This is a genomic window from Pandoraea sp. SD6-2, from assembly GCF_000389825.1.
GTDB lineage: Bacteria > Pseudomonadota > Gammaproteobacteria > Burkholderiales > Burkholderiaceae > Pandoraea > Pandoraea communis.
In genome coordinates, this window is sequence record NZ_KB944459.1 from 73683 (window position 1) to 96813 (window position 23131).

At 56.6% G+C, this 23131-nt stretch carries 19 protein-coding genes and 1 pseudogene; 14 read left to right on the top strand and 6 right to left on the bottom strand.

Translation table 11 applies throughout. The annotated features are described in order from the left end of the window. Positions 1-31: 31 nt before the first annotated feature. The gene (gene rpmH / locus C266_RS25810) at positions 32-166 is read right to left on the bottom strand and encodes a 50S ribosomal protein L34 (protein WP_010806664.1); all 135 of its coding nucleotides are present in this window, start codon (positions 164-166) and stop codon (positions 32-34) included. An 815-nt stretch (positions 167-981) separates the two neighbouring features. Here rpmH and dnaA point away from each other — a divergent pair. The 5 genes from dnaA (at position 982) to C266_RS27970 (ending at position 7467) form a co-directional block, all read left to right on the top strand. Then, positions 982-2520 carry a chromosomal replication initiator protein DnaA gene (gene dnaA, locus C266_RS25815; RefSeq protein WP_010806665.1) on the top strand — a complete coding sequence of 513 codons (1539 nt, stop codon included), beginning with the start codon at positions 982-984 and terminating at the stop codon, positions 2518-2520. Between the two features lie 240 nt (positions 2521-2760). Continuing rightward, positions 2761-3867, top strand: a complete 1107-nt coding sequence (gene dnaN, locus C266_RS25820; protein WP_010806666.1) for a DNA polymerase III subunit beta — start codon at positions 2761-2763, stop codon at positions 3865-3867. Positions 3868-4046: 179 nt separating this feature from the next. Then, positions 4047-6524, top strand: coding sequence for a DNA topoisomerase (ATP-hydrolyzing) subunit B (gene gyrB, locus C266_RS25825; protein ID WP_010806667.1), 2478 nt, complete (start codon positions 4047-4049; stop codon positions 6522-6524). A gap of 255 nt (positions 6525-6779) precedes the next feature. Continuing rightward, positions 6780-7079, top strand: a complete 300-nt coding sequence (locus tag C266_RS27125) for a hypothetical protein (protein WP_010806668.1) — start codon at positions 6780-6782, stop codon at positions 7077-7079. Between the two features lie 169 nt (positions 7080-7248). Next, positions 7249-7467, top strand: a complete 219-nt coding sequence (locus C266_RS27970) for a hypothetical protein (RefSeq protein ID WP_051126576.1) — start codon at positions 7249-7251, stop codon at positions 7465-7467. Positions 7468-7679: 212 nt separating this feature from the next. On the opposite strand, the gene C266_RS27975 is transcribed toward C266_RS27970, so the two are convergent. From C266_RS27975 to C266_RS27850, 3 genes are all read right to left on the bottom strand, one after another. Then, positions 7680-7967: a hypothetical protein gene (locus C266_RS27975; protein WP_010806670.1), complete on the bottom strand. Its 288-nt coding sequence runs from the start codon at positions 7965-7967 to the stop codon at positions 7680-7682. 20 nt (positions 7968-7987) lie between these two features. Continuing rightward, on the bottom strand, positions 7988-12868 hold the full coding sequence (locus C266_RS25835; RefSeq protein ID WP_246831230.1) for a type ISP restriction/modification enzyme: 4881 nt from the start codon (positions 12866-12868) through the stop codon (positions 7988-7990). A gap of 324 nt (positions 12869-13192) precedes the next feature. Continuing rightward, positions 13193-13375 (bottom strand): hypothetical protein, encoded by a 183-nt coding sequence (locus C266_RS27850; protein WP_168162963.1) that lies wholly within the window; start codon positions 13373-13375, stop codon positions 13193-13195. A 34-nt stretch (positions 13376-13409) separates the two neighbouring features. Between C266_RS27850 and C266_RS27140 the strand changes: the two genes are divergently transcribed. The 4 genes from C266_RS27140 to C266_RS25860 all read left to right on the top strand — a co-directional run bounded on the left by C266_RS27140 (position 13410) and on the right by C266_RS25860 (position 17277). Next, positions 13410-13832: a hypothetical protein gene (locus C266_RS27140; RefSeq protein WP_081636420.1), complete on the top strand. Its 423-nt coding sequence runs from the start codon at positions 13410-13412 to the stop codon at positions 13830-13832. 16 nt (positions 13833-13848) lie between these two features. Then, the gene (locus C266_RS25850; protein ID WP_036664615.1) at positions 13849-14085 is read left to right on the top strand and encodes a hypothetical protein; all 237 of its coding nucleotides are present in this window, start codon (positions 13849-13851) and stop codon (positions 14083-14085) included. Positions 14086-14308: 223 nt separating this feature from the next. Next, a complete protein-coding gene (locus C266_RS25855; protein ID WP_036664671.1) occupies positions 14309-15493 on the top strand; it encodes an SIR2 family protein in 1185 nt (394 codons plus the stop codon). Continuing rightward, on the top strand, positions 15490-17277 hold the full coding sequence (locus C266_RS25860) for an ATP-binding protein (RefSeq protein WP_010806676.1): 1788 nt from the start codon (positions 15490-15492) through the stop codon (positions 17275-17277). The genes C266_RS25855 and C266_RS25860 overlap by 4 nt, the downstream gene beginning before the upstream one ends. A 412-nt stretch (positions 17278-17689) precedes the next feature. Here the strand turns inward: C266_RS25860 and C266_RS25865 are convergent, their stop codons facing one another. Next, positions 17690-18034 carry a hypothetical protein gene (locus tag C266_RS25865; protein WP_010806677.1) on the bottom strand — a complete coding sequence of 115 codons (345 nt, stop codon included), beginning with the start codon at positions 18032-18034 and terminating at the stop codon, positions 17690-17692. 22 nt (positions 18035-18056) lie between these two features. Here C266_RS25865 and C266_RS25870 point away from each other — a divergent pair, with 22 nt between their 5' ends. The 5 genes and pseudogenes from C266_RS25870 to C266_RS28495 all read left to right on the top strand — a co-directional run. Then, positions 18057-18464, top strand: a complete 408-nt coding sequence (locus tag C266_RS25870; RefSeq protein WP_010806678.1) for a helix-turn-helix transcriptional regulator — start codon at positions 18057-18059, stop codon at positions 18462-18464. Between the two features lie 422 nt (positions 18465-18886). After that, positions 18887-19378, top strand: a complete 492-nt coding sequence (locus C266_RS25875) for a hypothetical protein (RefSeq protein ID WP_246831231.1) — start codon at positions 18887-18889, stop codon at positions 19376-19378. A 14-nt stretch (positions 19379-19392) separates the two neighbouring features. Beyond that, a complete protein-coding gene (locus C266_RS28210; protein ID WP_081636423.1) occupies positions 19393-21351 on the top strand; it encodes a DDE-type integrase/transposase/recombinase in 1959 nt (652 codons plus the stop codon). Beyond that, positions 21341-22279: a TniB family NTP-binding protein gene (locus tag C266_RS25885; protein ID WP_010806681.1), complete on the top strand. Its 939-nt coding sequence runs from the start codon at positions 21341-21343 to the stop codon at positions 22277-22279. Before C266_RS28210 ends, C266_RS25885 begins: the two co-directional genes overlap by 11 nt. Before the next feature lie 118 nt (positions 22280-22397). Next, positions 22398-22607: pseudogene (locus tag C266_RS28495) on the top strand (TniQ family protein); the annotation flags it as partial. A 9-nt stretch (positions 22608-22616) separates the two neighbouring features. Here the strand turns inward: C266_RS28495 and C266_RS28215 are convergent. Continuing rightward, entirely contained in the window at positions 22617-22991 is a 375-nt protein-coding gene (locus tag C266_RS28215) for a hypothetical protein (RefSeq protein ID WP_246831232.1), read from the bottom strand. Positions 22992-23131: the final 140 nt, after the last annotated feature.

Below are 23131 nucleotides of genomic sequence, written 5' to 3' on the forward strand. Positions count from 1 at the left end.
GCGCAAACCGCGGTACGACCGAGATCCGCGATTAAACGGCCAGGCGCTTACGGCCCTTGGCGCGACGAGCGGCGATGACCTTACGGCCACCACGGGTCTTCATGCGAACCAGGAAGCCATGGGTGCGCTTGCGGCGCGTCACGGAAGGCTGAAAAGTACGTTTCATGATGCACTCACTGTGTGAAAAATTCCCGCGCAGCAGCATCGTGAAACGCCACATGGACACCGTGAAAACCTGCAAATTCAAGGACTTTCACGCGCGGCCCAGCCGTCGGGAGTTGGATAAGAATCCGGTTGTCTTTCTAACGAACCCGCTATTTAATCGGCTTTTCCGTTGTGTGTCAATAGGTTAGCCATCGCCCGCAGCGCGCTCGCGCGCCGGCGGTGTTGTTGATGTCCTGGATTCACCACCCGGCGGCCTTCCGGCTGTGGATAATGGCAGAAATTGCCTCCGGCATCAGTTTCCGTCGGTGGATAAATGTCTGGCGAGGGAGATATCCCGGCGGTCGCGGCAAATCGTCGCAATTGCTGGGCATTTGCGCAGCATGCGCGCAAAGTCAGGCGGGTTAACGCGGCACGCCCGCCCGGAGATGCCTGTGCTGTGGGCATTCCTGTGGATAACTCGCTTTGCCGACGCTTTGGCGTTAAAATCCTCCATCTATTTTTTCCCAGCAGAGTACCGGTGACGCCGCCATGTGGATAGCGCGCCGGGTTTTGTCGTCTGCGCGCGCCGAAGCCGGCCGCACCGCGCGAGGCAAAATCCGAACGCAGCGCCGTGGTTCGTGTGTTTCCGGACGTCTGCAATGCGCCGCCGGTCTGACTCGACCTCGGCCGGTTGCCTATCTGAACCCTGTTTGGGGACGGGGGTTACCGGCTTGGTTTGCGACGTTCTGCCCCCATATCTGATGTAACAGATAGTGGACGGCAAGAGCGCCAACCGAAGCAGTCGGATAGGTTCCGCGCCACCTGGACACACGCTGCATGAATGATTTCTGGCAACACTGTGCGACTCGACTCGAACAAGAGCTGACGCCCCAGCAATTCCGCACCTGGATCAAACCGCTGGCGCCGCTCGACTTCGATGAACAGGCGCGCACGCTCAAGATCGGCGCCCCCAACCGCTTCAAGCTGGATTGGGTGAAGAGCCAGTTCTCCGGGCGGATCCAGAGCATGGCGGCGGATTATTGGAATGCACCGATCGAGGTCACATTCGTGCTCGATCCGAAGGCCGGCATGCGCGTGCCGTCGTCGACGCCCGCGCCGCCCCCGGCACCTGCGCCGAGCGCCGCACCTGCGGCGGGGCCGGCCGGCGTGGCGCGTGCGAATCCGGCGCCCGCTGCGGCACAGGTTGCGGTGGCCGGTGGACATGGCAACGATACGGCGTCGCTCGACGGCGAGCGTCCCGATCTCGAAGCCAGCGAAGCCGAGGCGGTGCGCCGCAATTGGCGGGTCACGCCGCAAGAGCCGGCGCAGGTTGGGGAGGTCGAGTCGATCTATGAGCGCTCGAAGCTCAACCCCGTGCTGACGTTCGACAATTTCGTGACGGGTAAATCGAACCAGCTCGCCCGCGCCGCGGCGATTCAGGTCGCGAACAATCCTGGCACGTCGTATAACCCGTTGTTCCTGTACGGCGGCGTCGGTCTGGGTAAGACCCACTTGATCCACGCCATCGGCAACCAGTTGCTGGCGGAAAAGCAGAATCCGCGCATTCGGTACATCCACGCCGAGCAGTACGTGTCCGACGTGGTCAAGGCATACCAGCGCAAGGCATTCGACGAATTCAAGCGCTATTACCACTCGCTCGATTTGCTGCTGATCGACGATATTCAATTCTTCTCGGGCAAGAGCCGTACGCAGGAAGAATTCTTCTATGCGTTCGAGGCGCTCATCGCGAACCGTGCGCAGGTGATCATCACGAGCGACACGTACCCGAAGGAGATCACCGGGATCGACGATCGCCTGATTTCACGTTTCGATTCCGGCCTGACGGTGGCCATCGAGCCGCCCGAGCTGGAAATGCGCGTGGCAATTCTTATCAAGAAGGCGCAGGCCGAGGGCGTGGGCTTGTCGGAGGACGTAGCGTTCTTCGTCGGCAAGCATTTGCGCTCGAACGTGCGTGAGCTGGAAGGTGCGCTGCGCAAGATTCTCGCGTACTCGAAGTTCCATGGTCGCGAGATCACGATCGAACTGACGAAGGAAGCGCTGAAAGATCTGCTGACGGTTCAGAATCGTCAGATTTCCGTCGAAAACATTCAAAAGACGGTGGCCGATTTTTACAATATCAAGGTCGCCGACATGTATTCGAAAAAACGGCCTGCCAATATTGCACGGCCACGGCAAATTGCGATGTATCTGGCAAAGGAGCTGACGCAGAAGAGCTTGCCGGAAATCGGTGAATTGTTTGGCGGACGCGACCATACGACGGTGCTTCACGCGGTACGCAAGATTGCGGAAGAGCGGGGCAAGGACGCGCAACTCAATCACGAGTTGCACGTGCTGGAGCAGACGCTCAAGGGGTAAAAACCGGCGGATACGCGGGATGGCGGGCGGGGTTGTCCGCGTCCCTGTGGATAAGCTGGGTGTGGTTTGGGGGGAACTGGCGTTTTCGGGCACAATAGCGGATCGGCGCACAATGCGTCCCCTGTTCGTCCACAGCGTTTTCCGCCCTGTTATCCCTTCCACAAGCGATTGATTGATAAGGGAATCTTCGGGTTTTCAGCAGAAACTGATACCCGTTAACAGTTACTACGAAGGATAAATATGCAATTGGTCAAAACTCAACGAGACAATCTGCTGCGGCCGCTGCAAATTGTGAGCGGCATCGTCGAGCGTCGCCATACGTTGCCGATTCTGGCCAATTTGCTCATTCGCAAGCACGGACAGGACATTTCCTTCCTGTCGACCGATCTTGAGTTGCAGATCACGACCACCGCCGATTGCGGTGCCGGCGCCGATGATGTGGCGACGACCGTGGCGGCGCGCAAGCTGCTCGACATTCTGCGCAACATGCCGGATGCCGAAGTGGCGCTGTCGCTGTCGGACAAGCGTCTGACGGTGCAGGCCGGCAAGAGCCGATTCCAGTTGCTGACGCTGGCGGCCGAAGATTTCCCGACCGTGGCCGCAGCGAAGGACTATGCCGCGAGCTTCGAGCTGCCGCAGCGTGCGCTGCGTCAATTGCTGGGCATGGTGCATTTCGCCATGGCGCAGCAGGACATCCGTTACTACCTGAACGGCATGCTGCTGGTGGTCGAGGGCGAGAAGATCGAAGCGGTGGCAACGGACGGTCACCGTCTGGCGTACTGCAACACCACGATCGAGGGTCAGAATTTCGCGCGTCAGGAAGTCATCATCCCGCGCAAGACGATTCTCGAGTTGCAGCGTCTGCTTGAGGACATCGACGACAAGGTGAAGATCGATGTGGCGCCGAGCCAGGTCAAGTTCACCTTCGCGAATGTCGAGTTGGTTTCGAAGCTGGTCGAGGGTAAGTTCCCCGACTTCAACCGTGTGATCCCGAAGGGTTACAACAAGAGCTTCGTCATCAGCCGCGAAGAGTTGCATCGCTCGTTGCAGCGTGCGGCCATCGTGACGTCGGACAAGTTCAAGGGCGTGCGTTTCCTGGTGAGCGAGAACCTGCTGAAGATCAGCGCGAGCAACGCGGAAACCGAAGAAGCGCAGGAAGAACTCGAGATCGATTACACGGGCGAGTCGGTGGATATCGGCTTTAACGTGACGTACCTGCTCGACGTGTTGTCGAACCTCAAGGTCGAACAGGTAAAGGTGAGTCTGGGCGACGCCAACTCGAGCGCCTTGATTACCTTGCCGGACAACGACGAATTCAAATACGTCGTCATGCCGATGCGCATTTGAGCGGATATTCCGCCATACGCGCCGTCATATGCGCGAAGGGGCCGAGCGCCCCTTTGGCGTTTCTAGAGAATTATCCTTTTGCGGGATAAGCCTGCCTTCGCGGCGCCAAAAGCACGCGGGGGTGGCGGGTCATGAAGCAGTAATTCGTCAGTTAATGACGCAGTAACCGGAAGATTGTCATGAGCGAACAGCAAAAGCAGGCCGACAGCGGCTATGGTGCAGCCTCCATCCAGATCCTTGAAGGTCTGGAGGCTGTGCGCAAGCGTCCCGGCATGTACATTGGCGACACGTCGGACGGCACGGGCCTGCATCACTTGGTATTCGAGGTGCTGGACAACTCGATCGACGAGGCGCTTGCGGGTTACTGCGACGACATCCACGTGATCATTCACGCGGACAATTCCATTTCCGTGACGGACAACGGTCGCGGCATTCCCACGGGCATCAAGTTCGACGACAAGCACGAGCCGAAGCGTAGCGCTGCGGAAATCGTGATGACCGAGTTGCACGCTGGCGGCAAGTTCGACCAGAACAGCTACAAGGTGTCGGGTGGTCTGCACGGCGTGGGTGTGTCGTGCGTGAACGCGCTCTCCACGTACCTGAAGCTGACCGTGCGTCGCGACGGCAAGAAGCATTTCATGGAGTTCCACCGTGGTGTGCCGCAGAACCGCGAGTTGGAAGTCGTCGACGGTATCGAGACGTCGCCGCTGAAGCTCCTGGGCGACACGGACAAGCGCGGCACGGAAGTGCACTTCCTGGCTGACGAGACGATTTTCGGCAAGGTCGAATTCCACTACGACATTCTCGCCAAGCGTATGCGCGAGCTGTCCTTCCTGAACAACGGCGTGCGGATTCGTCTGACGGATCAACGCACGGGCAAGGAAGACGATTTCGCGTTTGGTGGTGGTGTGAAGGGCTTCGTCGAGTACATCAACAAGTCGAAGTCGGTGCTGCACCCGACGATCTTCCATGTGACGGGCGAGCGCGACGGTATCGGCGTGGAAGTCGCCATGCAGTGGAACGACAGCTACAACGAGACGGTGCTGTGCTTCACGAACAACATTCCGCAGCGTGATGGTGGCGCGCACTTGACGGGGTTGCGCGCGGCGATGACGCGCATCATCAACAAGTACATCGACGAGAACGAACTGGCGAAGAAGGCCAAGGTCGAGACGACCGGTGACGACATGCGCGAAGGGTTGACGTGCGTGCTGTCGGTGAAGGTGCCTGAGCCGAAGTTCTCGTCGCAGACGAAGGACAAGCTGGTGTCGTCGGAAGTGCGTGCGCCGGTGGAAGAGTACGTGGCGAAGGCGCTGGAAGAGTTCCTGCAGGAAACGCCGAACGACGCGAAGATCATCTGCGGGAAGATCGTTGAGGCGGCGCGTGCGCGCGATGCTGCACGTAAGGCGCGTGAGATGACGCGTCGTAAGGGCGTGCTCGACGGCGTGGGTCTGCCGGGCAAGCTGGCGGATTGTCAGGAGAAGGATCCGGCGCTGTGCGAGATCTACGTGGTCGAGGGCGACTCGGCGGGCGGCTCGGCGAAGCAGGGTCGCGACCGTAAGTTCCAGGCGATTTTGCCGCTGCGCGGCAAGGTGCTGAACGTCGAGAAGGCGCGTTTCGACAAGTTGATTTCGAGCGAACAGATCGTGACGCTGATTACCGCGCTGGGTTGCGGTATTGGCAAAGACGACTACAACATCGACAAGTTGCGTTATCACCGCATCATCATCATGACCGATGCTGACGTGGACGGCGCGCACATCCGTACGCTGCTGCTGACGTTCTTGTATCGTCAGGTGCCGGAGCTGATCGAGCGCGGTTACGTGTATATCGCACAACCGCCGTTGTACAAGATCAAGCACAACAAGGACGAACGTTACATCAAGGACGAAAGCGAGCTGGGACAGTACATGCTCAAGCTTGCGTTGAACAATGCCGAGCTGATGCCGACGACGGACGCTGCGCCGATTACGGGCGATGCACTGGGCGAGCTGACGCGCAGCTACCAGTTGTCTGATGGCGTGATCGAGCGTCTGAGCCGCATTTACGAGTCGTCGGTACTCACGGCAGTGACCGAAGGTGTCGAGATCGATCTCGGTAGCGAAGCGTCGGCACAGGCCTCGGCCAAGGCGCTGGAGGCGGCATTGAGCAACGATCCGCTCGCTCCGGAGATCACGATCACGGCGGTGATGGAAGACGTGGAGAATGCCGAACCGGCGCCGTCGCTGCGCGTGGAGCGCCGTCATCATGGCAACGTGAAGGTGACGGTGATCGATCAGGACTTCCTGCAGACGGCGGACTATGCGCAGTTGCAGAAGACAGCCGAGACGTTCAAGGGCCTGATTGGTGAAGGTGCGACGATCAAGCGCGGCGAGCGTTCGCAACCGGTGACGAACTTCAAGTCGGCGATGAAGTGGCTGATGGCCGATGCGGAAAGCAAGGTCTCGAAGCAGCGCTACAAGGGTCTGGGCGAAATGAACGCGGAGCAGTTGTGGGAAACCACGATGGACCCGGCGGTGCGCCGCCTGCTGCGCGTGCAGATCGAAGACGCGATCGCGGCGGACGGCATCTTCACCACGCTGATGGGTGACGACGTAGAACCGCGTCGCGCGTTCATCGAGTCTAATGCGCTGCGTGCTGGGAATATTGATGTTTGATTGATGGTGTGCCCGTAGGGCGCCAGAGTAAGTGCGACTGGCGCCACAGTTTTGCGACTGGGCGACGAGATTGATGCGACTAACCTACCTGTCGAGCGCCACGTTTTATGAAAGCTCAGCCGCGGAATCATAATCCGCAGGTCCCGGGTTCAAGTACCTGATTCGCCACCAAATGCTGTAAGCCCTTGATACTTCTCACGAAGTTCAAGGGCTTTTTTCTTGTGGTGTCACGGTCGGTGTCACAGATACCCGACCATGCACAAGATCCCCCGCCTTCTCCGGTCCCGTCATGGGGTCTACTACCTTCGCCTCACGCACGGCAAAACTGACACTCGTCGCTCCCTCGGCACACAAGATTTCCAGCGGGCTAAACTGTCCGCTTTGTTACTGAACGTGCACGTTGAGATGAGCAAGTCGCGCCTTGATGCTGAGATGTTCCGCCACCTCGATATCGCGCTGCCGAACGGGGTCAAGCTCACGAATATCCAGCCCGAGGACAAGGGCATTCTGTTCGATATTCTGGACAAGCTCGGCGTAAGCCGTTATCCGTTTTGAAGCAGACTATTGATCGACTGGAACTTCCGATCAAGCATTTCTGGTACGCCTGCTGATCTTCGTCTATCAATCCATCAGGCAGCTCTGGCAGAAGATCTTTGAGCTTCGCGGTCGTAACTTCACGCCCGTTCGCGCAGAAGTGATAAACGTGCCTTGCACGCAAATCTTTGTGTCGAAACGCCTGCAAGGCAAACGTGCGCTCATCAACATCAAAGAACCGCTCTTCAATGTGGCTCTGCACTGTCGTCTGGAAGAGCGCATGAAGGTCCATTACCGCCGTGCCTGGCACCTGCAGGCTGATGCGTGGGCAAGAACGAGCGGCAAATCGAATAAGAAAATGCGCGATCACGCGCTCCGCCAGCGTCTGCGGATCAATGGGCCATGCTGAGCGATATTTGTCCGTAAGTCCGCGTAAGGTCAGCGTGGTTCCAACGGGGCGATCTGTCGCCACGGTCTTATCTGCACCGTCGAGCTCCCGCTGGATTGAGAAGGAGAAGGCTCGCGAGTATCGTTGCCCCTCCTTCTCGAAGACGCTATCCACAGAGCATTGAGAAAACACCTTGAGGAAGGTAAAGCGACCAACGCCTTTGCCTCCAACCTTTACCTTGGAAAGCGTATATGCCTCACCGAACGACGCGATGTTGGCGTCAGTGAAACCCGCGCCGTCGTCGTTATCTCGAATCCGTCGATCACGAGGGTATCGTCATCGGCTTGGGCGACAAGATCATTGTCGCCCAGCAACCTGATGCAGATGTTGCCTCCAACCGGGGCGCCCAACTCTTCCTCGATGGCATCCATCGCGTTCGATACCGCTTCGAACAAAGGCATCAAGCCCTTGGACGGCGCCAGATCAAGTCGATCCACCAGACCCTGAATATTGGTGAGCATGATAGTTCTCGCTTCCGAGGTTACCCGCGCGCCAGTTGTTGCTCGCCGTCGTCACTAGACCGCCACTCATCGAGTGCAGGCAACGCTTTCACGATCCGCGCGCTCTCCACGCTCACACGCACAATGCGCTTGAACAGATCCACGATGTATCGCGGGTCATCTGAATAGTCGTTCGGGTCGTTACGGATGCCACTCGACTTGTCCGTCGTGACCTGATAACGCTCCATGATCCATTCAATTGCAGGCTTGCCGTTCACCACATAACCGTAGGCTTCCAGCGGGATGTCGCGCAGCGTCAGGTGTTCGTTGTAGACGATCACCGACTTATCAGGCTTACCATCCTTTTTACCGAACGTCATCTTGACCACTCGGAAGTCATCGGCCTCCATGACCAGTCGCTTCGTGTCCTCCGTGAGCGCGAACGGTTCAATGGACTCGTAGCGCAGATGTAGATCACTCAGTGCGCGCCCAGCGGTCGAGAACGCACGGAAATCGCTGGCAAGCGGAATGCGGGGCAACTGTTTGCGCAAGTCTACGGCAAAACGTTGTTGGTATTCCGTCGAATGCAGAACCCCATAGACGTAGTAAAAAACGTCTTCTTTACTGATGCTCCCATCCTGATAGTGCTCACGAAACAGATTCAGTGCCCAATCGGTAATTGCCTCACGACGAACATAACCATCTGCATCTTGGGTATTGGGTTCGGTGGAAAAAATTTCGGCCTGCGGCGCGGTGTCAGCCTCGACTTTCTCATACCAATAGAAAGGGAAATGCTGCCCCTTCGAGATCAGTTCATAGTCGGGCAGAAACCCCGAAATGAGCGGAGAAAATTCTTTGTTTGCACCAACGCCTGCTGCGGAGATAACCATATTCTGATGCCTTGGCGTCGGAAATAGCCTAGGCATCTGATACACGCGCTCATTGAAGCGTCGGTTGAAATACAGCCACTGTCTCGTGAACGGTCGATACATGCTCGGCGTCAGAGATTCAGACTCGTATGTATATTCTTTTCCCCGTCGCACATCTTCCTTGAGGTTGTGTGTCCAACTGATCCGCTTCGGATCAGTATCAATCACGTCCTCGACGTCTGGCCATTGATCTTTTTGCTTGCCAGCACACAGCTTGGCATAGCGAGCACGATCCTTGTTGAAAGCATCAATCATGCGTCGCATGTTGGATTCGAGCGCATCGCGGCTCATGTTGTACGCCCAGGCATCGCGTGCGCTCAACAGCCCTTGGGAATACATGCCGAAAATTGCCTTCCCATCACTCGCACCCTTGTCACCCAATGGAATGAAATCGTCAAACGCTGGGTCACGCTGGTTTGCCCAGTCGCCCTGTTCGTTCGGCATGAGTCTCTGCCAAGTGACACCGTCAACGTTTACGAAACCATCAAGTCGATCCAGCTTTTCTTCCCGAGTGAGATAGTCGCCGATATCGTGGTAATGCAGCTCGCACGGCCCCGTGTGTGTGGGGTCTTTCACCATAAGTGAAATGGCAACAGGCGTGCGGGAACCAGAGCCAAATATCTTGCCGCCTTCTCGTCTGGATTCCTCGCCTGACGTGCGCTGGTTACCGCGCAGATTCAAAATATACAAGTGGCTGTATTCCTCAGTCAGGCACTTGCGCAGGCCGTCCATGTTGTTAGCGTCGAGGAACGAACCGTTCGTGACGAACGCGACGATACCTCGGTCCTGAATTCGGTTTGATGCCCAGCGAATCGCACGAATATATGAATCGTATAGATTCTTGACCAGCTTCGCCCCCGACTTCGCCGCATAGGTGTTGCGGATACCAGAGTCGAGTGTTGGATAGGTGAGATTCTTGTTGTTGTCGTTCTCGCTATCCTGTTGGGCCGAATACGGCGGGTTGCCGACGATCACGCGAATGGGCTGGGCCAGTTGGCGTTCCGCCTTCGCATTGTTCTCGGGCAGGACAACACGGTCAACAAGATCGTTCTCCTCCATCATCTGGAAGGTGTCGGTCAGTACCATCCCATTGAACGGTTCGTAGCGCCCCGTCTGCCCGTGGAATGCCGTCTCAATGTTGACCGTGGCAATGTAATACGCGAGCAGCACGATCTCGTTGGCATGCAGCTCGTTGCTGTATTTGTAGGGCAGGTTGTCAGCACCGATCAGGCCCGACTGAATGAGCCGAACCAGGAACGTGCCCGTGCCGCTGAACGGGTCGAGCACTTGCACATCACGGTCACCGATGCTGCTGTTGAAATGACGCTTCAGCGCAGACTGGACGCTATGCAAGATGAAATCCACCACCTGGACGGGCGTATAGACGATTCCCAGCCGTTCCGCCATTCGCGGAAAACCGTTCTGGAAAAACGTGTCGTACAGGTTACGGATAACTTCCTGCTTGGATTTGTCGCTCTTCGCCAGTGCGATGCGTTCACGCACGTTGTCGTAGAACTTCTCCAGTCCCTCCGTTTCACTACCGACAGCAGCAGCGTCGAGGCGTGCAACGATCTTCTGGAGAGCCTTGGCCACAACGTTGCCATCGGGGAAACCGCTGTCAGCGAACAGCGCCTGAAAGACAGGAAGCGTCAGGATATGCTGGGCCAGCATCTCGATAGCCTCATCTTCCCGCACCTCGGGGTTCAGTGTGTCTTGCAGCCCCTTGAGGAACACGGCAAATTCCTTCGCCATGCCTGCATCGTTGGCGATCAGAGATTTGATGCGACTGATCAAACGCTCCGCAATCTGGCTAATGCTCTTGGCCCATTCGCTCCAGTATTCACGGTCGCCAAGTTTCTTTGGGATCGCGGCATAGACGGCCTCGTTGACAGCATCCAATGGCAGGTTGGGGAAATCAAGCGGCAGCACGCCGCTTTCGCCATTTCGCTTGTCGCCGCCCTTACGGTCACCGCCGTCGCCAATAACGTGAATCTTGCGCCTGAACTCGGCCTCGTCCACGAGTGATTCGTCGTGAGCGCGCAGAGCCTTGATGACTTTCCAGATGCCCTTGAATTGCGGATCGCTATCGATATAGCTGTTGTAATCCTTGATCCTCTCAGACGGGATGCAGACGGGCAGGATGATGTAACCGTATTGCTTGTTGTCGGCCTTGCGCATGACGCGCCCCACCGACTGCACGATGTCGACAATGGATTCGCGGGTGTCGAAAAACACCACGGCATCCAGTGCGGGCACATCGATACCTTCGGACAGGCAGCGGGCATTGGAGAGAATGCGGCAATGCCCCTCGTCCACACCAGCCTTGAGCCATTCGAGCTTGTTCAGGCGAATCAGCGCATTCATGCCGCCGTCCACATGGTCGAGCGAGCAGTTAACCATGCCCGTGTCCTCGTCGTCGTCGTGCGCCTCCTGATACAGCCCTACCAGCCGGGTAAAGGTGTCCCGCATCTGCTGGGAATCCTTAATCGATTTCGAGAAGGCCACAGCTCGCCGCATCGGTGCGGTATCTTCGGACAGAGCATCTTCCTGCCCATCTTCGCCGACCAATACCAACCCGCGTTTGGACAACCCCTTCCAGCTTCCGACGATCTTGGTGGCAAAGCGGATATCGATGGCTTTCTTGTCGTCCAGCTTGTACGCGTTGTTGTAGTTGTTCGCCAAGTTCGCCATCTCGGTTTCCTTGACGGCAACAATCAGCACCTTGTATTCAGACAAGCAGCCAAGCTCAACTGCCTTGCCAAAACCAATGCGATAGAACTCCTGACCATAGATGTCTTCATCGTCCATCGAATACAGAACGGCATCGGCCTTATTCGCCTTGGTCTTGGATACGTCGCCGAAGATGCGTGGCGTCGCCGTCATATAGATCCGCCTTTTGCCACGCACAACACCGTTGTCGTGAACCTTGACGAATTCGGAAGGGGCGGGATCGTCAGGCAAAGTCAGACCAGTGGTACGGTGCGCCTCGTCACAGATGATCAGATCGAAATCCCAAAGGCCCTGCTTCTGCGCATCGGCGACAACCTGAATGGACTGGTACGTTGAAAAGACTACCGTTCGCCGATCCTTTGACGACACGGAGACTGCTGCCGCCAATTTCCGCGCGTCGGTTGTCGCGGGATAAGCTAGATCGTGCGTGCTGATGTCTTCGTGCTCCTTGCCCACCTTGCTGTCCGAGCAGACAACAAAGGCATGGATGGGGTCGGCCGCCTGCGCAGTCCATTCACGCATGGACTGCGACACCAAAGAAATGGAAGGTGCCAGAAAGAGCACGCGCCCATTGACCGGCGTAATCTGCTCCACCAATCGCAGCGAAGTGAACGTCTTGCCCGTTCCGCAAGCCATGATCAGCTTGCCCCGGTCGGCACTCTGGAATCCCTCGACGACCTTGGCAATCGCATCACGCTGGTAGTCGCGTAGATCCTTCTGCTTCTTGAGCTTAATGTTCTTGATATTGGACAGGCTGAACTGTGCCCAATCGATGGGACTGTCGGCCAGATCCTTGAACCAAAGCCGCGTAACAGGGATGGTCTGATCCGACAGAGCATCCTCGGCGTGCTTGCTCCACTTGTCGGTCGTGGCGACGATCAGCCGCTCGCTGAAGCCGCGCTCTCCATCCGTGGTGGCAAATCGCTTGCCCGATGCCGTGAAGAAGGAGTCAATGTCGCTCTTCTGGATCGTGTGCGACGGATCGTAAAACTTGCACTGGATGGCCCAGTAGTTGCCGGTACCACGCTCCTTGGCAACCAGATCGATACCAACATCCGCACCAGTGCGATCGGGCCATTCCGACCACAACCAGACGTCCGACAACCTGTCCGCATACTGCGGGTCGGTCACTAGGTAGTTGGCGATCAGATGCTCAAATTGGGTCCCCTTGTCCCGGTTGGTGCGGGCGGCTTCGGTCAGCTCGTCGAGTAGTTCTTGGAAGGTCATTGTTTTGGCGCCGTAACTAGGCAGGCTGCCATCCATGCAAGCCATGCCCGATTATCGAGAAATATAATCTCGAAATAATGCCATGCCCGGCTGACGGGCGGGTGACGACGCGGATATAAAATCGGTCAGCCAGTGGTGCGGTAGGATCATGTTTTTCTCTGCTACCGTTCCACCGACATGACGCCAATTGAATTTCTGGCCAGACTTCGGCAGCTTCCTGGCTTGACGCCAATCAGCCTTCCGCACGTCGCTGCTGCGCTTGAAATGCTGTCGGGGGTTCTGGCGCACCGTCCCAACGGCGATGTTGGACAGCGTGAGCGATGGGCCGACGAAGCTGCACTGGCGCAATGGCTAGGCGAGTCAGTCAGCACCGTTGAAAACTGGCGGCTCGACGTCGCTGGCAAGCAGCAGTATCGCCTTGGGGCTGTGGTTGACTGGCTGGACGGGCAGATGGTCACGCTCACGGGCACCGATGAGGATGCCGCCCGCATCGCCGAAGCATGCTGGACGAGGCTGATACCAGCACTGGAGATCGGTGGTCACCTCAGCCTCCATCTTGAGATGGAGGCTCAGGGGTATGGATACAAACAAAAAACGCGAAATCATCAAGGGGAAATTCCATTGCGAGGTGCCAATCATATTTTCTGGCATTTCCCCAGGCGTACTAGACTTCGTTGTCCACTGCAAGGAAGAGGACAAGCATCTGTTCGAGATGTTTGCCGCAACGGTACGATTTCGGGCGAGTCGCGGCGCACATACGCGAAACAATGCGTACACCAAGATGCGACGCTTGATTCTGTCAGCCCAATACAAGAAGTCGGGTTCTTTTATCCTTGAATTCGAGTGGCCTAAAGAATCCGTACTTTTTCGCCTTGACGAAGAAATTCTCTCGCCCTGCGACGGCGATTACTTCAATTTGCTCGATAAGGAAAATCTGCACGCAGCTTTGGAAGGAGATCTGAATGTAGATCGTCCTACCGCAAAACGACTCAAGGTTTAGCCACACTGGCTACCGCATGGTCGGTTACCAAAGCGATGTAGTTCAAGCAGTGCCCAAACATGGTCGGTGGATGCGTGAAAAACGCTCGCCGCCATTTTTTGTTTCTGCCTTTCATTTTTCGTGGTTTTTTCTACGCGGACGGCTGCGCCTTGATCGTTTCGATTTTGAGCCTATCGGCTATCGCGCATCATCTGGTTGGCGCACGATGTTTCTGATTGTGGCACGCTATCGCGTCGGCAGCGATGTCGGCTAATTACCTGTTGTACGCCGTAGTGGTCTCGACACAATAGCCTCCATCTCAGGAATGAGGCTGGTGCGCAATGCGCTGAAAAATCGAATCTAATTAGAGCGGGCACGAATATACTGGTGATCATGGGATACAGAGCTGCGTCTGGCCGGTGTTGGATAGGCCGCACATGATCATTCCTGTTACGATTCAGACCATTGAACAAAAGCAATACCGGGGGGGACAAGCAGTGATTTCCATCGGCGATATCTACGACAAGGATGTCAATTTCCTGTTCGGCTCCGGGGCGTCATACGGCCTCCTGCCCACCCTGCAGCTTCAGTTGCCAAACGGTGATGGACGCTACACGCTGGAAGAACTGGCCACCAGGTTCGAGCAAATGCATGATCGGCGTTTCATTCCGCTGTTCATGCACTATTACTCCACGTGCATCAGGCCCGCTCAGCAGCTCACCCTCGAGACAGCGATGGCCACGGACGCTGGCAAGCGGGTCATCCACAACTACCGCACTTTCCTTGCGACTGTCCTAGACATGGTCAAGCGGCGAAAGGCTCTGGACCGTCGGTGCAACGTGTTCACGACGAATTACGACGGTTGTTTCCCGCTCGTGGCCGACCAGTTGCTCAAAGAGGGCCAAACTGACTTCGTGCTCAATGACGGCGCGCGAGGCTTCACCAAACGCATATTGCAAGCCCGGAATTTCGGATCGTACCTGTGCCAAGCCGGTGTCTTCGGGCGCTATCAGAGCAGCATCCCACAAATCAACCTAATCCACCTCCACGGCTCGGTGTACTGGAGCAAAGCAGATGGCGCCATCCAGGTGGACTATGACCTGTCGGGCCGGGAGTCTTTACTGGATGCAGAGGCGACAACTGTCTTGCAACCGTTCTCGACTGTGCTCGACAGTCCGGCTGCAACGCTAGCAGACTTGCAGGAACCAGCATTCGATGATGACGCACTGAACGTGTTCTGGGCGAAGTACGAGCAGATGCCCATCGTCAATCCGACCAAATGGAAGTTCCATGAGACGGTGTACGAGGAGCACTATTACCAGATGCTCCGACTGCTCAGCTATGAACTTGAGAAGCCCAATGCGGTGCTCATAACCTTTGGCTTCTCGTTCGCCGACGAGCACATCCTCAATCTTGTGATGCGCTCTTTATCCAACCCAGGCTTGCAGGTGTTCGTGTGCTGTTTTAGTGCCGAAGGATACGAAGCGATGCGCGATAAATTCAAAGGCCATCGCAACGTTCAGTGCCTTGTGCTCGACGAGGGCGTTCTGGACTTCACCGCATTCAACGAGAAGGTGCTGGCATGGCCAGTAGCGACCGGACCGACGGTCGTCACGGCTACCGTACCCGTGAGCGACACAGATGCTGCCTCGGTCGATACCAGCGCCGAAGGTCTCGTATGAGCATCCGTGTTGGCGAGGTAGTAGCCGTACATGGCACCAAGGTAATCCTCAAGATCGACGAACAGTCCAGCAAAGAAACGCTTTTTCACGCTGGCGAGAAGTACAAAGGTGTGTCGATCCGCGAGTACCTTTCGATCCAGCGCGGCTTCCGCGACATCATCTGCATGGTTGAGGGCGAATACCTCGACGAGAGCCGGATGGAGATGCAAGACGGCAAGCCGACGTATGTTCGGAAGGTTGAGGCCAGGCCTATTGGTTTTTTCGACAGATCTGATTTCTCGCAGGGTATCAAGTACCTCCCAATGATTCAGGATCCGGCGTTTCTCTTGCCCGAGGAGCGGATTCGGTCGATCTTCGACCGTCAGTCTGACGGTCAATTCAAGATCGGGCGAATGCTGAAGGAGGAGATCGCCGTCGGGTTGCCGTGGAAGCGCCTCTTCAACAGCCACATCGGCATCTTCGGTAACACAGGCAGCGGAAAATCCAACACGCTGGCAAAGCTCTACACCGTTCTTTTCGATCAGAAGTTGCAGCTTATCGCGGGCAAGAGTCGCTTCGTCATCCTCGACTTCAATGGAGAATACGGTGGCGAACAACTGGCACCTGCCGCTCACAAGACCGTCTATCAGCTCTCTACGGCGACCACCCCAGATCCCAACGACGCAACGGCCCGCTTCCCCTTGGCACCACAAGAATTCTGGGACCTTGAAACTCTCTCCCTGTTGTTCCAGGCGACCACTAACACGCAGCGCCCGTTTCTCAACCGCGTCATCTCGGGCAAGCTGAAGTATGGGGCTAACCCGGCCTCGTTGGCGAACTACGCGAAGAGCAAGTTCCGCCAGGCGTTCTGCGCCGGAGAGGTAAAGCCCGCGACACTAGACCTGATGCGAACGGTCGCACGACGCATGAACAACCAGGCGGTTCAAGACCTGCTGGCCGACGTCACCTGGTACCGCAATGGACGCTTCCACTACAGGGCGTTTATCGATCCCGACGGCAACCAATACGCCGCGCACATCGCACCGACTGTCGACACGCTGGATGTCCAAGGACTCGACGAGTTCGACCAGCTCATCCTTCGTGTAAACCTGCAACTGATGTCCGACCTGAACGCTGGCTACGTTCAGTTCGAGCACGTCCAGCCGCTACTAAAGCGCGTCGAGTCATCGCTGGCCAGCTTGCGCAAGGTCCTGGTAATCACAGACACGCCGCCTGTCGAGAGGCTGCTTACCGTCATCTCGCTGCGCCGCAGCAACAACGAAGTCAAGAAGATCCTGCCACTGCTTTTCGCCAAGCATTACTACAACTCCCACAAGGCCACTGTCGCCACACCTCCTGACCGCACGGTCCATGTCATCATCGACGAGGCTCACAATATCCTTTCTGACCAGTCCACGCGCGAAAGCGAAAGCTGGAAGGACTATCGATTGGAGCAGTTCGAAGAAATCATCAAGGAGGGGCGCAAGTTCGGCATGTTCGTCACGATCGCCAGTCAGCGTCCCGCTGATATCTCCCCAACAATCGTTTCGCAACTCCACAATTTCTTCATCCACCGGTTGGTAAACGATCGAGACCTATTTCTCATCGACAACACAATCTCAACGTTGGATGCACTGTCCCGCAGTCTGATCCCAGGGCTTTCGCAAGGCTGCTGCGTCGCCACGGGCACCGCGTTCGATTTGCCAATGGTGATCCAAGTAGATCGCCTACCCAGCGATAAGCAGCCAGCTAGCGAGGACGTTGACCTCGAGAAGCTCTGGGGGGCACCTCCCGCTGTCGCATAGCTGCGATGGAGTAGTTCGCCTATCGCAGAAAGGCAATACTGGAATGTATCGCCCTCGCAAACAGTTCGACAAGGTAAGGTCGGCCATTTTTGCTTGTGCTTTTCGTGTCATTGTCAGTGACGCCTTATCGATTTCGTTGTTGGGCCTATCGGCTATCGCGCATCATTTGGCAGACGCATGATGTTTTCGGTGGTGGCACGCTATCGCGTCGGCAGCAATGTCGGCTAATTAACTGTTGCACGCCGTAGTGGTCTCGACACGGCAGCATCCATCTCAGGAATGAGGCAGCAATCTCTACCGAATGATCTGGGAAAAGTATTTGCGCTCGGTCTTGATGTTCATGCCCGTGTGGTCCACGATCTGGGGAACGCTAATCTGATCGCCATGCTCGTATCCCCGACGTCACGCTGGGCTAGGCCCAATATACCGCCTTCAATTCGGCCTCAATGCGTGGCGTCATTGGCGACAGCTTGCGCTCGCAGAAGAACGCGAAAAGCTCGCCGCGGCCTGGCAAGGACGCGACCGCTTCGACGGTGCTATTGCCTAGACTTACGACAATAACGTCGTGGCCCCCGCTGCGGACTGGTTCATCTCGATTCACGCCGCATTGATTGAAATGCGCATCAAGTCGTACCTGCTGAAGTTCGTGCAAACGGCTTAGATTTTCGCGTTTTTCATCGAAACGGATGCAAAAAAATAAGTGCGTGAAATTTTTGCAAATTTGATCGAAGCCCGCTACGCTCGTCACATTGACCATCAACAAATGCGAGACGAGTGTTATGAGCGCGCTCGGCGATTTCATTCGAGCTAGAAGGAAGAAATTAGGTCTAACGCAGACGGCGTTGGCTGTGCGCGTCGGCGTGGACGACACATACGTAAGCGCCGTCGAAACCGGGAAACGAACTCCGGATGGCGAACAATTCCTGGAACTGGTAGCGGCCGCGCTTGAGCTTAACGATGACCTCAGGCGTGATCTAGCTGCCGCCGCTCGCAAATCTCAGCGTATCTTTCGACTGCCTGCCGAAATGTCGGTGCACAAGCACGAGGTTCTTCGAGCATTGGCGATGGACATCAAACTTTCCGACGACGATATGAGTGCATTCGCCGCGATCCACGCTGCGCTTGCGCGCAGCCGGACGTCGGAAGCGGTGGATACCCAAGAATCCACGATAGGAGGTCCCATGTAACGAAAAAGCGCCACAAACCGGAAGGCTTGCAGCGCTTTTCGGGTCCGAATCGACGACGACTCAGCTCCTACACAAAGCCAAGTCTCCGCCTATTCGACCCTAGCGTCAAGCCCTTCCTTTCCTCTTCAGTTTGCACCTGAAGGGATTCGATCAATCTCGGTCGAATCCTTGGCCTCGTTCGTCCGCAATTCCGTGCGCTTCCGCGCGGCAATTGTCGGAAACGTGGTGCAAACCCATCACGTGAGCGTCACATGAAGACGCGACGGAGAGAGCTCGTGCCTAGAAAGTCGAAGACCGCAATTTCCCCTCCTTCAACACGCCGTCCGCGCCGGATTGTCACGGTCTCGGGCCGAGGCGTCCGAGGGCGATTCCCCAGCCGAAAGTCCCCAAAGCCTCCGCAGTTTGAAAGCCTCGTCGAAGAGATGATGCTGCACGTTGTCGAAGTTGCACCGATGGTGAAGGCGATCACCACGCAGCCCTGTGTTTTCGAATACTTGGAAGGCGCCCGAATGCGCCGCTATACACCGGATTTAGCGCTCGATACCGCGGTAGGAGCGTTCTACGTGGAGGTCAAAGACGAGGCCTCGCTAGTAGAGGGCTCCAAAAATGTCGAGAGACTGAGAGTGGCGCTGAAGCATCTGAGGGAGTGTGGCGAGCGCCTGTTTATCGTGTTGAGAAGTGATCTGATCGGAAACGATCTTCAGTGTCGGCTCAGGCAAATACTCAGAACGCGGCCAATTCGGCGCAGGCATCGATCGGATATCGACGCAAGTCTCTGGGATCCGGAATGCGGGACAACTCCACCGGCGGGCATCCATGAACAGTGGGAAAGCGCAAAGCTAGAGTGTGACGCCTTGCTCCGTCGGATCATGAAGCGCGATCCGGACGGCCTTCTACCGCAGCAAGCTCGTTGATCGAGGTCCCCATCATGGCAAATTTCACGAAAGACCAAACGATTTTCCGTGGCGCCGCGAAGTTCCGTATTGTCCGAATCCAGAACAATGTGGCTCAGCTCGAGAACACAGTGACGGGTGAATTCTCCAGCCACGACGAATCTGATCTGTTGGAGGAGTACGTAAAGGGGTATCTCAGAACCATCAACACAAAGGAATATCAACGGGGCCCGAAGCCCGACTCGTTCAGGGATCTGGCGAAAGCGGCCTCGGGCGACGAGGCTCAGGGGGACTTTGTGACTCGCCGTCGAGTCAATTATCTAGTGATGCTCGAGCGCATGGGGGCGTTCGAAAGTTCAAGGCAGGCACTTCGCGATGCAATTCGCGCTGTTTCCGTGGACCTGGCTGATCCAAGCCCCCCTCATGAAACGACAGTATATCGATGGCGACGCCGATACCACGTTGCACATTGCGATGTCCGTGCATTGCTGGATCAATCGGCGCGTCGAGGCGGGAGAGGAAAGTCGAGGCTTGACCCGATCGTTGAAGGCATCATTCTCGAGAAGATCGAAACCACCTTCCTCAACAATAGGAGAGGCAAGCCAGAGGAGGTGCACAACGCCGTATTCTTGGAGATACAGCGCCAAAATACGACGCGTATCGAATCCGAGTGGCTCAAGGTGCCGGGACTACGAACCATTGAGCGTCGCATTCAGGAAATCGATGCTTATGACTTGGCCGTAGCTCGATACGGCGTTCGCGAAGCTAAGCGGCGGTTCTCGGATCAACACCGGGCCCGTCAGGTATCCCGGATCCTTGAGATCGTTGAGCTCGATCACACGCCCGTCGATGAGATGGTCACTGATGAACACGGTGTTTGCATCGGCCGACCGATGTTTACCGTCGTTATCGATCGCTTTTCTCGGTGTGTCCTTGGCTTCTGCTTCAGTTTAGCCGGGCATGGCGTTCACGCAGTGTTCGAGGCACTACGGCACGCGATGATGCCGAAGAGCTACCTAGGCGAGGCGTTTCCAGAGCTGGATCTGGAGTGGCCGTGTCATGGATGGCCAGAGCGTCTACTGATGGACAACGGTCGGGAGATGCATGCGTATGCCGTTGTTGATGCATTGACCAACCTCGGCGTAATTTGCGAGTACGCAGCGTCTCGAACACCAAACGACAAGCCGTTCGTCGAACGCTTCGTCAAGACGTTCAATTACTCCTTCATTCACTCACTTCCCGGTACCACACTGGCAAAAATCGGCGATCGCATCGGCTTCAAAGCTGAGGATGAGGCTTGTCTGACGTTGGAAAAGCTCAATGAAATGGCGCACACCTGGATTACTTCGGTGTATCACGTCAGACCACACAGGGGATTGAACGGTCGCACGCCGCTTGATGTCTGGAAGGAAAGCGCGGCCGTATTCCCTCCCCAGTTGAAATGCAACGCAGAAGATCTCAGCATTGAGTTCGGTAGTTACACCGAATGTGCCGTCCAGCACTATGGCATTGATCTCAACGCGTTCGTCTATAGCTCTTCCGAGTTGCTCGCGCTTCGCCGAATGTTGCCCGCCAAACAGAAGGTGCACGTCAAGGCTCCGTTTGAAAATGCGGGACAGATCTGGGTGTGGAATCCTATTGAATCGCGCTATTTCGCCGCCTACAACAAAGACGATAGGTACGTCGGCCTGACGATTGAACAGGCCAAGGCGCTAAGGAAGCAGTCGCAGCCCCTGGATGCGCATCAACGCACGCGCGCGAGCGCTGAGGAACGAATCCGTGAGCAGAGTCGCGAGGCGATGCGGGCCAAGGAGTTGAAGACTCGCAAGCGCGGCGCGCGTCAGGCACACATCACGTCTAAGAGCATCAACCGTCCTCAACTTCCCGCGCCGGAACGGGCACCGATCCAAAATCTGCAATCGCTGACGGTCGACGACGAGCTTTACGATTTTGCCGTAGACGTCTCCGGCGAAGGGGGCCGCCATGACAGCTAACACGTCCCTGAAGCCTACAGTCACGGACATACGGTCGAACTTCATCTACTTCCACCACGTTAAACACTTGCTCGCCAGGCTGGAGCGCATGTACGAGTACCAATGCTCTAGCGACGAAGCCGACCACCTGATGGTGGTCGGGGAGTCCGGTGTGGGCAAGTCGACGCTGCTCGAAAAATACGTGGCGAAACACCCTCCCATCCAGCATGAGGAGTTCACGGAAGTTCCCGTCCTCTATGTTCCGCTGGGTCCGTCGCCAACCCCCAGAATCTTGGCCAGCACCATCCTGCAGCGACTTGGCGATCCAAAGTGGAATTTGGGGCGCGAGATCGAGCTGACAGCACGGTTGGTTTTTCTAATCAAACAATGCCGCGTAAGAGTTGTCATCATCGACGAAGCGAATCACCTGGTTGACCGAGGCGGCGAGAAGACCCTCCACACCGCAGCCGATTGGCTCAAGCGGTTAGTTGATGCAACGCGCGTGTCGTACGTGATCGCAGGTATTCCACGCGTTCGGCGGTTGCTTGCGACGAACGATCAGTTGCGAGACCGATTTCGCGAGGTTGTGGAGATCGATCGGTTCTCCGTGGCCACGCAGTTCACCCAACGTGAGTTCCGAAGTGTACTGAAAGTCTACAAAGGGTATCTCCGGCAACTACCGACGGTGGACATCGCGAGTGGCGCATTCGCGCAACTCATGGCCTTTGCCACCGATGGTCGTCTTCGCGACATTCGTCGATTGCTTGTTCGTGCTGTGGAGCTAGCTTACGAGCAGCAGAGTCCGAGATTGACGGATCTGGTCTTGGCTGAAGCTTTCCGCGCAGTCATTTACCCAGGATCGCCGGACGATCGAAATCCATTCCTCAAGGCATTCAACATGATGCCGCTCGTGAAGCTTGATGAGCCCTTTTCTCCAGTGGAGCGATGATATGAGCGCTGCGAATCACATCGGAGTACCGCTTTGCCGTCCGAGTCAATATTCCGATGAATGGTCTGAGACATATCTATTTCGAGTAGCGCGAGCGAACGGCATCTATCGGCCGCGCATGAGTGACATCGAGCGCCTGCGCCCTGCGCTGGGACCAACGGCTTCTAGCCGCTCAGACGGCTACCCGGTTTGGAGCCCGTCGACGTTACCGCGCTGGAGCGTAGTAACTAGGGTCAATCCGATTAGATATTGCCCGCAATGCATGGTCGAGTCCCGATACATCCGAGCACGATGGCGGCTAACCCGACTTGATGTATGCACCCTGCATGGAGTTCGCCTAAAGGATGACTTGGCCGAACCGGTGATGACCAAAGGATATCGGCAGCCAGACAAGCACTTCATCACTGAGGTAACGGACGAACAGCTGTGGGAGGGGGCGCTGTGTCCGATGCCCTGCGAAATGCGTCACGCACAGCGGCTGTGGTCCAGATTCGAGCGACTGCTCAATAGCGGCAATAATGCCGAAGCGTTTGACGAGCTTGTGTGCATACTGTTTTTGGAAGCCATGCTGGACGCGATCGCGACGACATACGAGGAGCCTGGATTGGAGGCGTTTCAGGCTCCTCGGTCGGCTCAGATCGCGGAGCTCGCGGATCGCTTTCAGCTTCCGATTGAACCAAACCAAGAAGGTCTTCGGCAATTCTTGATCCATATTGAACGTCCCTCGCACCGAAACGCGGTGCTTGCGAGACTGCGCCGGATGCTTCTTGACGAAGCGATGCGCCCCACTTGCCTATCTGCACTCCCAATCGCAGAGTTGCGGCAAGAGTTCTTCATGGGCGGGTACCTAGC

What these genes read in the sequence shown, in the direction of transcription:
- dnaA (WP_010806665.1), top strand. Translation starts at nt 982, where the DNA reads ATGAATGATTTCTGGCAACACTGTGCGACTCGACTCGAACAAGAGCTG.
- C266_RS25835 (WP_246831230.1), bottom strand. Translation starts at nt 12,868, where the DNA reads ATGGATGGCAGCCTGCCTAGTTACGGCGCCAAAACAATGACCTTCCAA.
- C266_RS27140 (WP_081636420.1), top strand. Translation starts at nt 13,410, where the DNA reads ATGGATACAAACAAAAAACGCGAAATCATCAAGGGGAAATTCCATTGC.
- dnaN (WP_010806666.1), top strand. Translation starts at nt 2,761, where the DNA reads ATGCAATTGGTCAAAACTCAACGAGACAATCTGCTGCGGCCGCTGCAA.
- C266_RS25870 (WP_010806678.1), top strand. Translation starts at nt 18,057, where the DNA reads ATGAGCGCGCTCGGCGATTTCATTCGAGCTAGAAGGAAGAAATTAGGT.
- rpmH (WP_010806664.1), bottom strand. Translation starts at nt 166, where the DNA reads ATGAAACGTACTTTTCAGCCTTCCGTGACGCGCCGCAAGCGCACCCAT.
- C266_RS27125 (WP_010806668.1), top strand. Translation starts at nt 6,780, where the DNA reads ATGCACAAGATCCCCCGCCTTCTCCGGTCCCGTCATGGGGTCTACTAC.
- C266_RS25865 (WP_010806677.1), bottom strand. Translation starts at nt 18,034, where the DNA reads ATGGTCAATGTGACGAGCGTAGCGGGCTTCGATCAAATTTGCAAAAAT.
- C266_RS28210 (WP_081636423.1), top strand. Translation starts at nt 19,393, where the DNA reads ATGGCAAATTTCACGAAAGACCAAACGATTTTCCGTGGCGCCGCGAAG.
- C266_RS25885 (WP_010806681.1), top strand. Translation starts at nt 21,341, where the DNA reads ATGACAGCTAACACGTCCCTGAAGCCTACAGTCACGGACATACGGTCG.
- C266_RS27975 (WP_010806670.1), bottom strand. Translation starts at nt 7,967, where the DNA reads ATGCTCACCAATATTCAGGGTCTGGTGGATCGACTTGATCTGGCGCCG.
- C266_RS25860 (WP_010806676.1), top strand. Translation starts at nt 15,490, where the DNA reads ATGAGCATCCGTGTTGGCGAGGTAGTAGCCGTACATGGCACCAAGGTA.
- C266_RS28215 (WP_246831232.1), bottom strand. Translation starts at nt 22,991, where the DNA reads ATGGATCAAGAATTGCCGAAGACCTTCTTGGTTTGGTTCAATCGGAAG.
- gyrB (WP_010806667.1), top strand. Translation starts at nt 4,047, where the DNA reads ATGAGCGAACAGCAAAAGCAGGCCGACAGCGGCTATGGTGCAGCCTCC.
- C266_RS25875 (WP_246831231.1), top strand. Translation starts at nt 18,887, where the DNA reads ATGATGCTGCACGTTGTCGAAGTTGCACCGATGGTGAAGGCGATCACC.
- C266_RS25850 (WP_036664615.1), top strand. Translation starts at nt 13,849, where the DNA reads ATGGTCGGTTACCAAAGCGATGTAGTTCAAGCAGTGCCCAAACATGGT.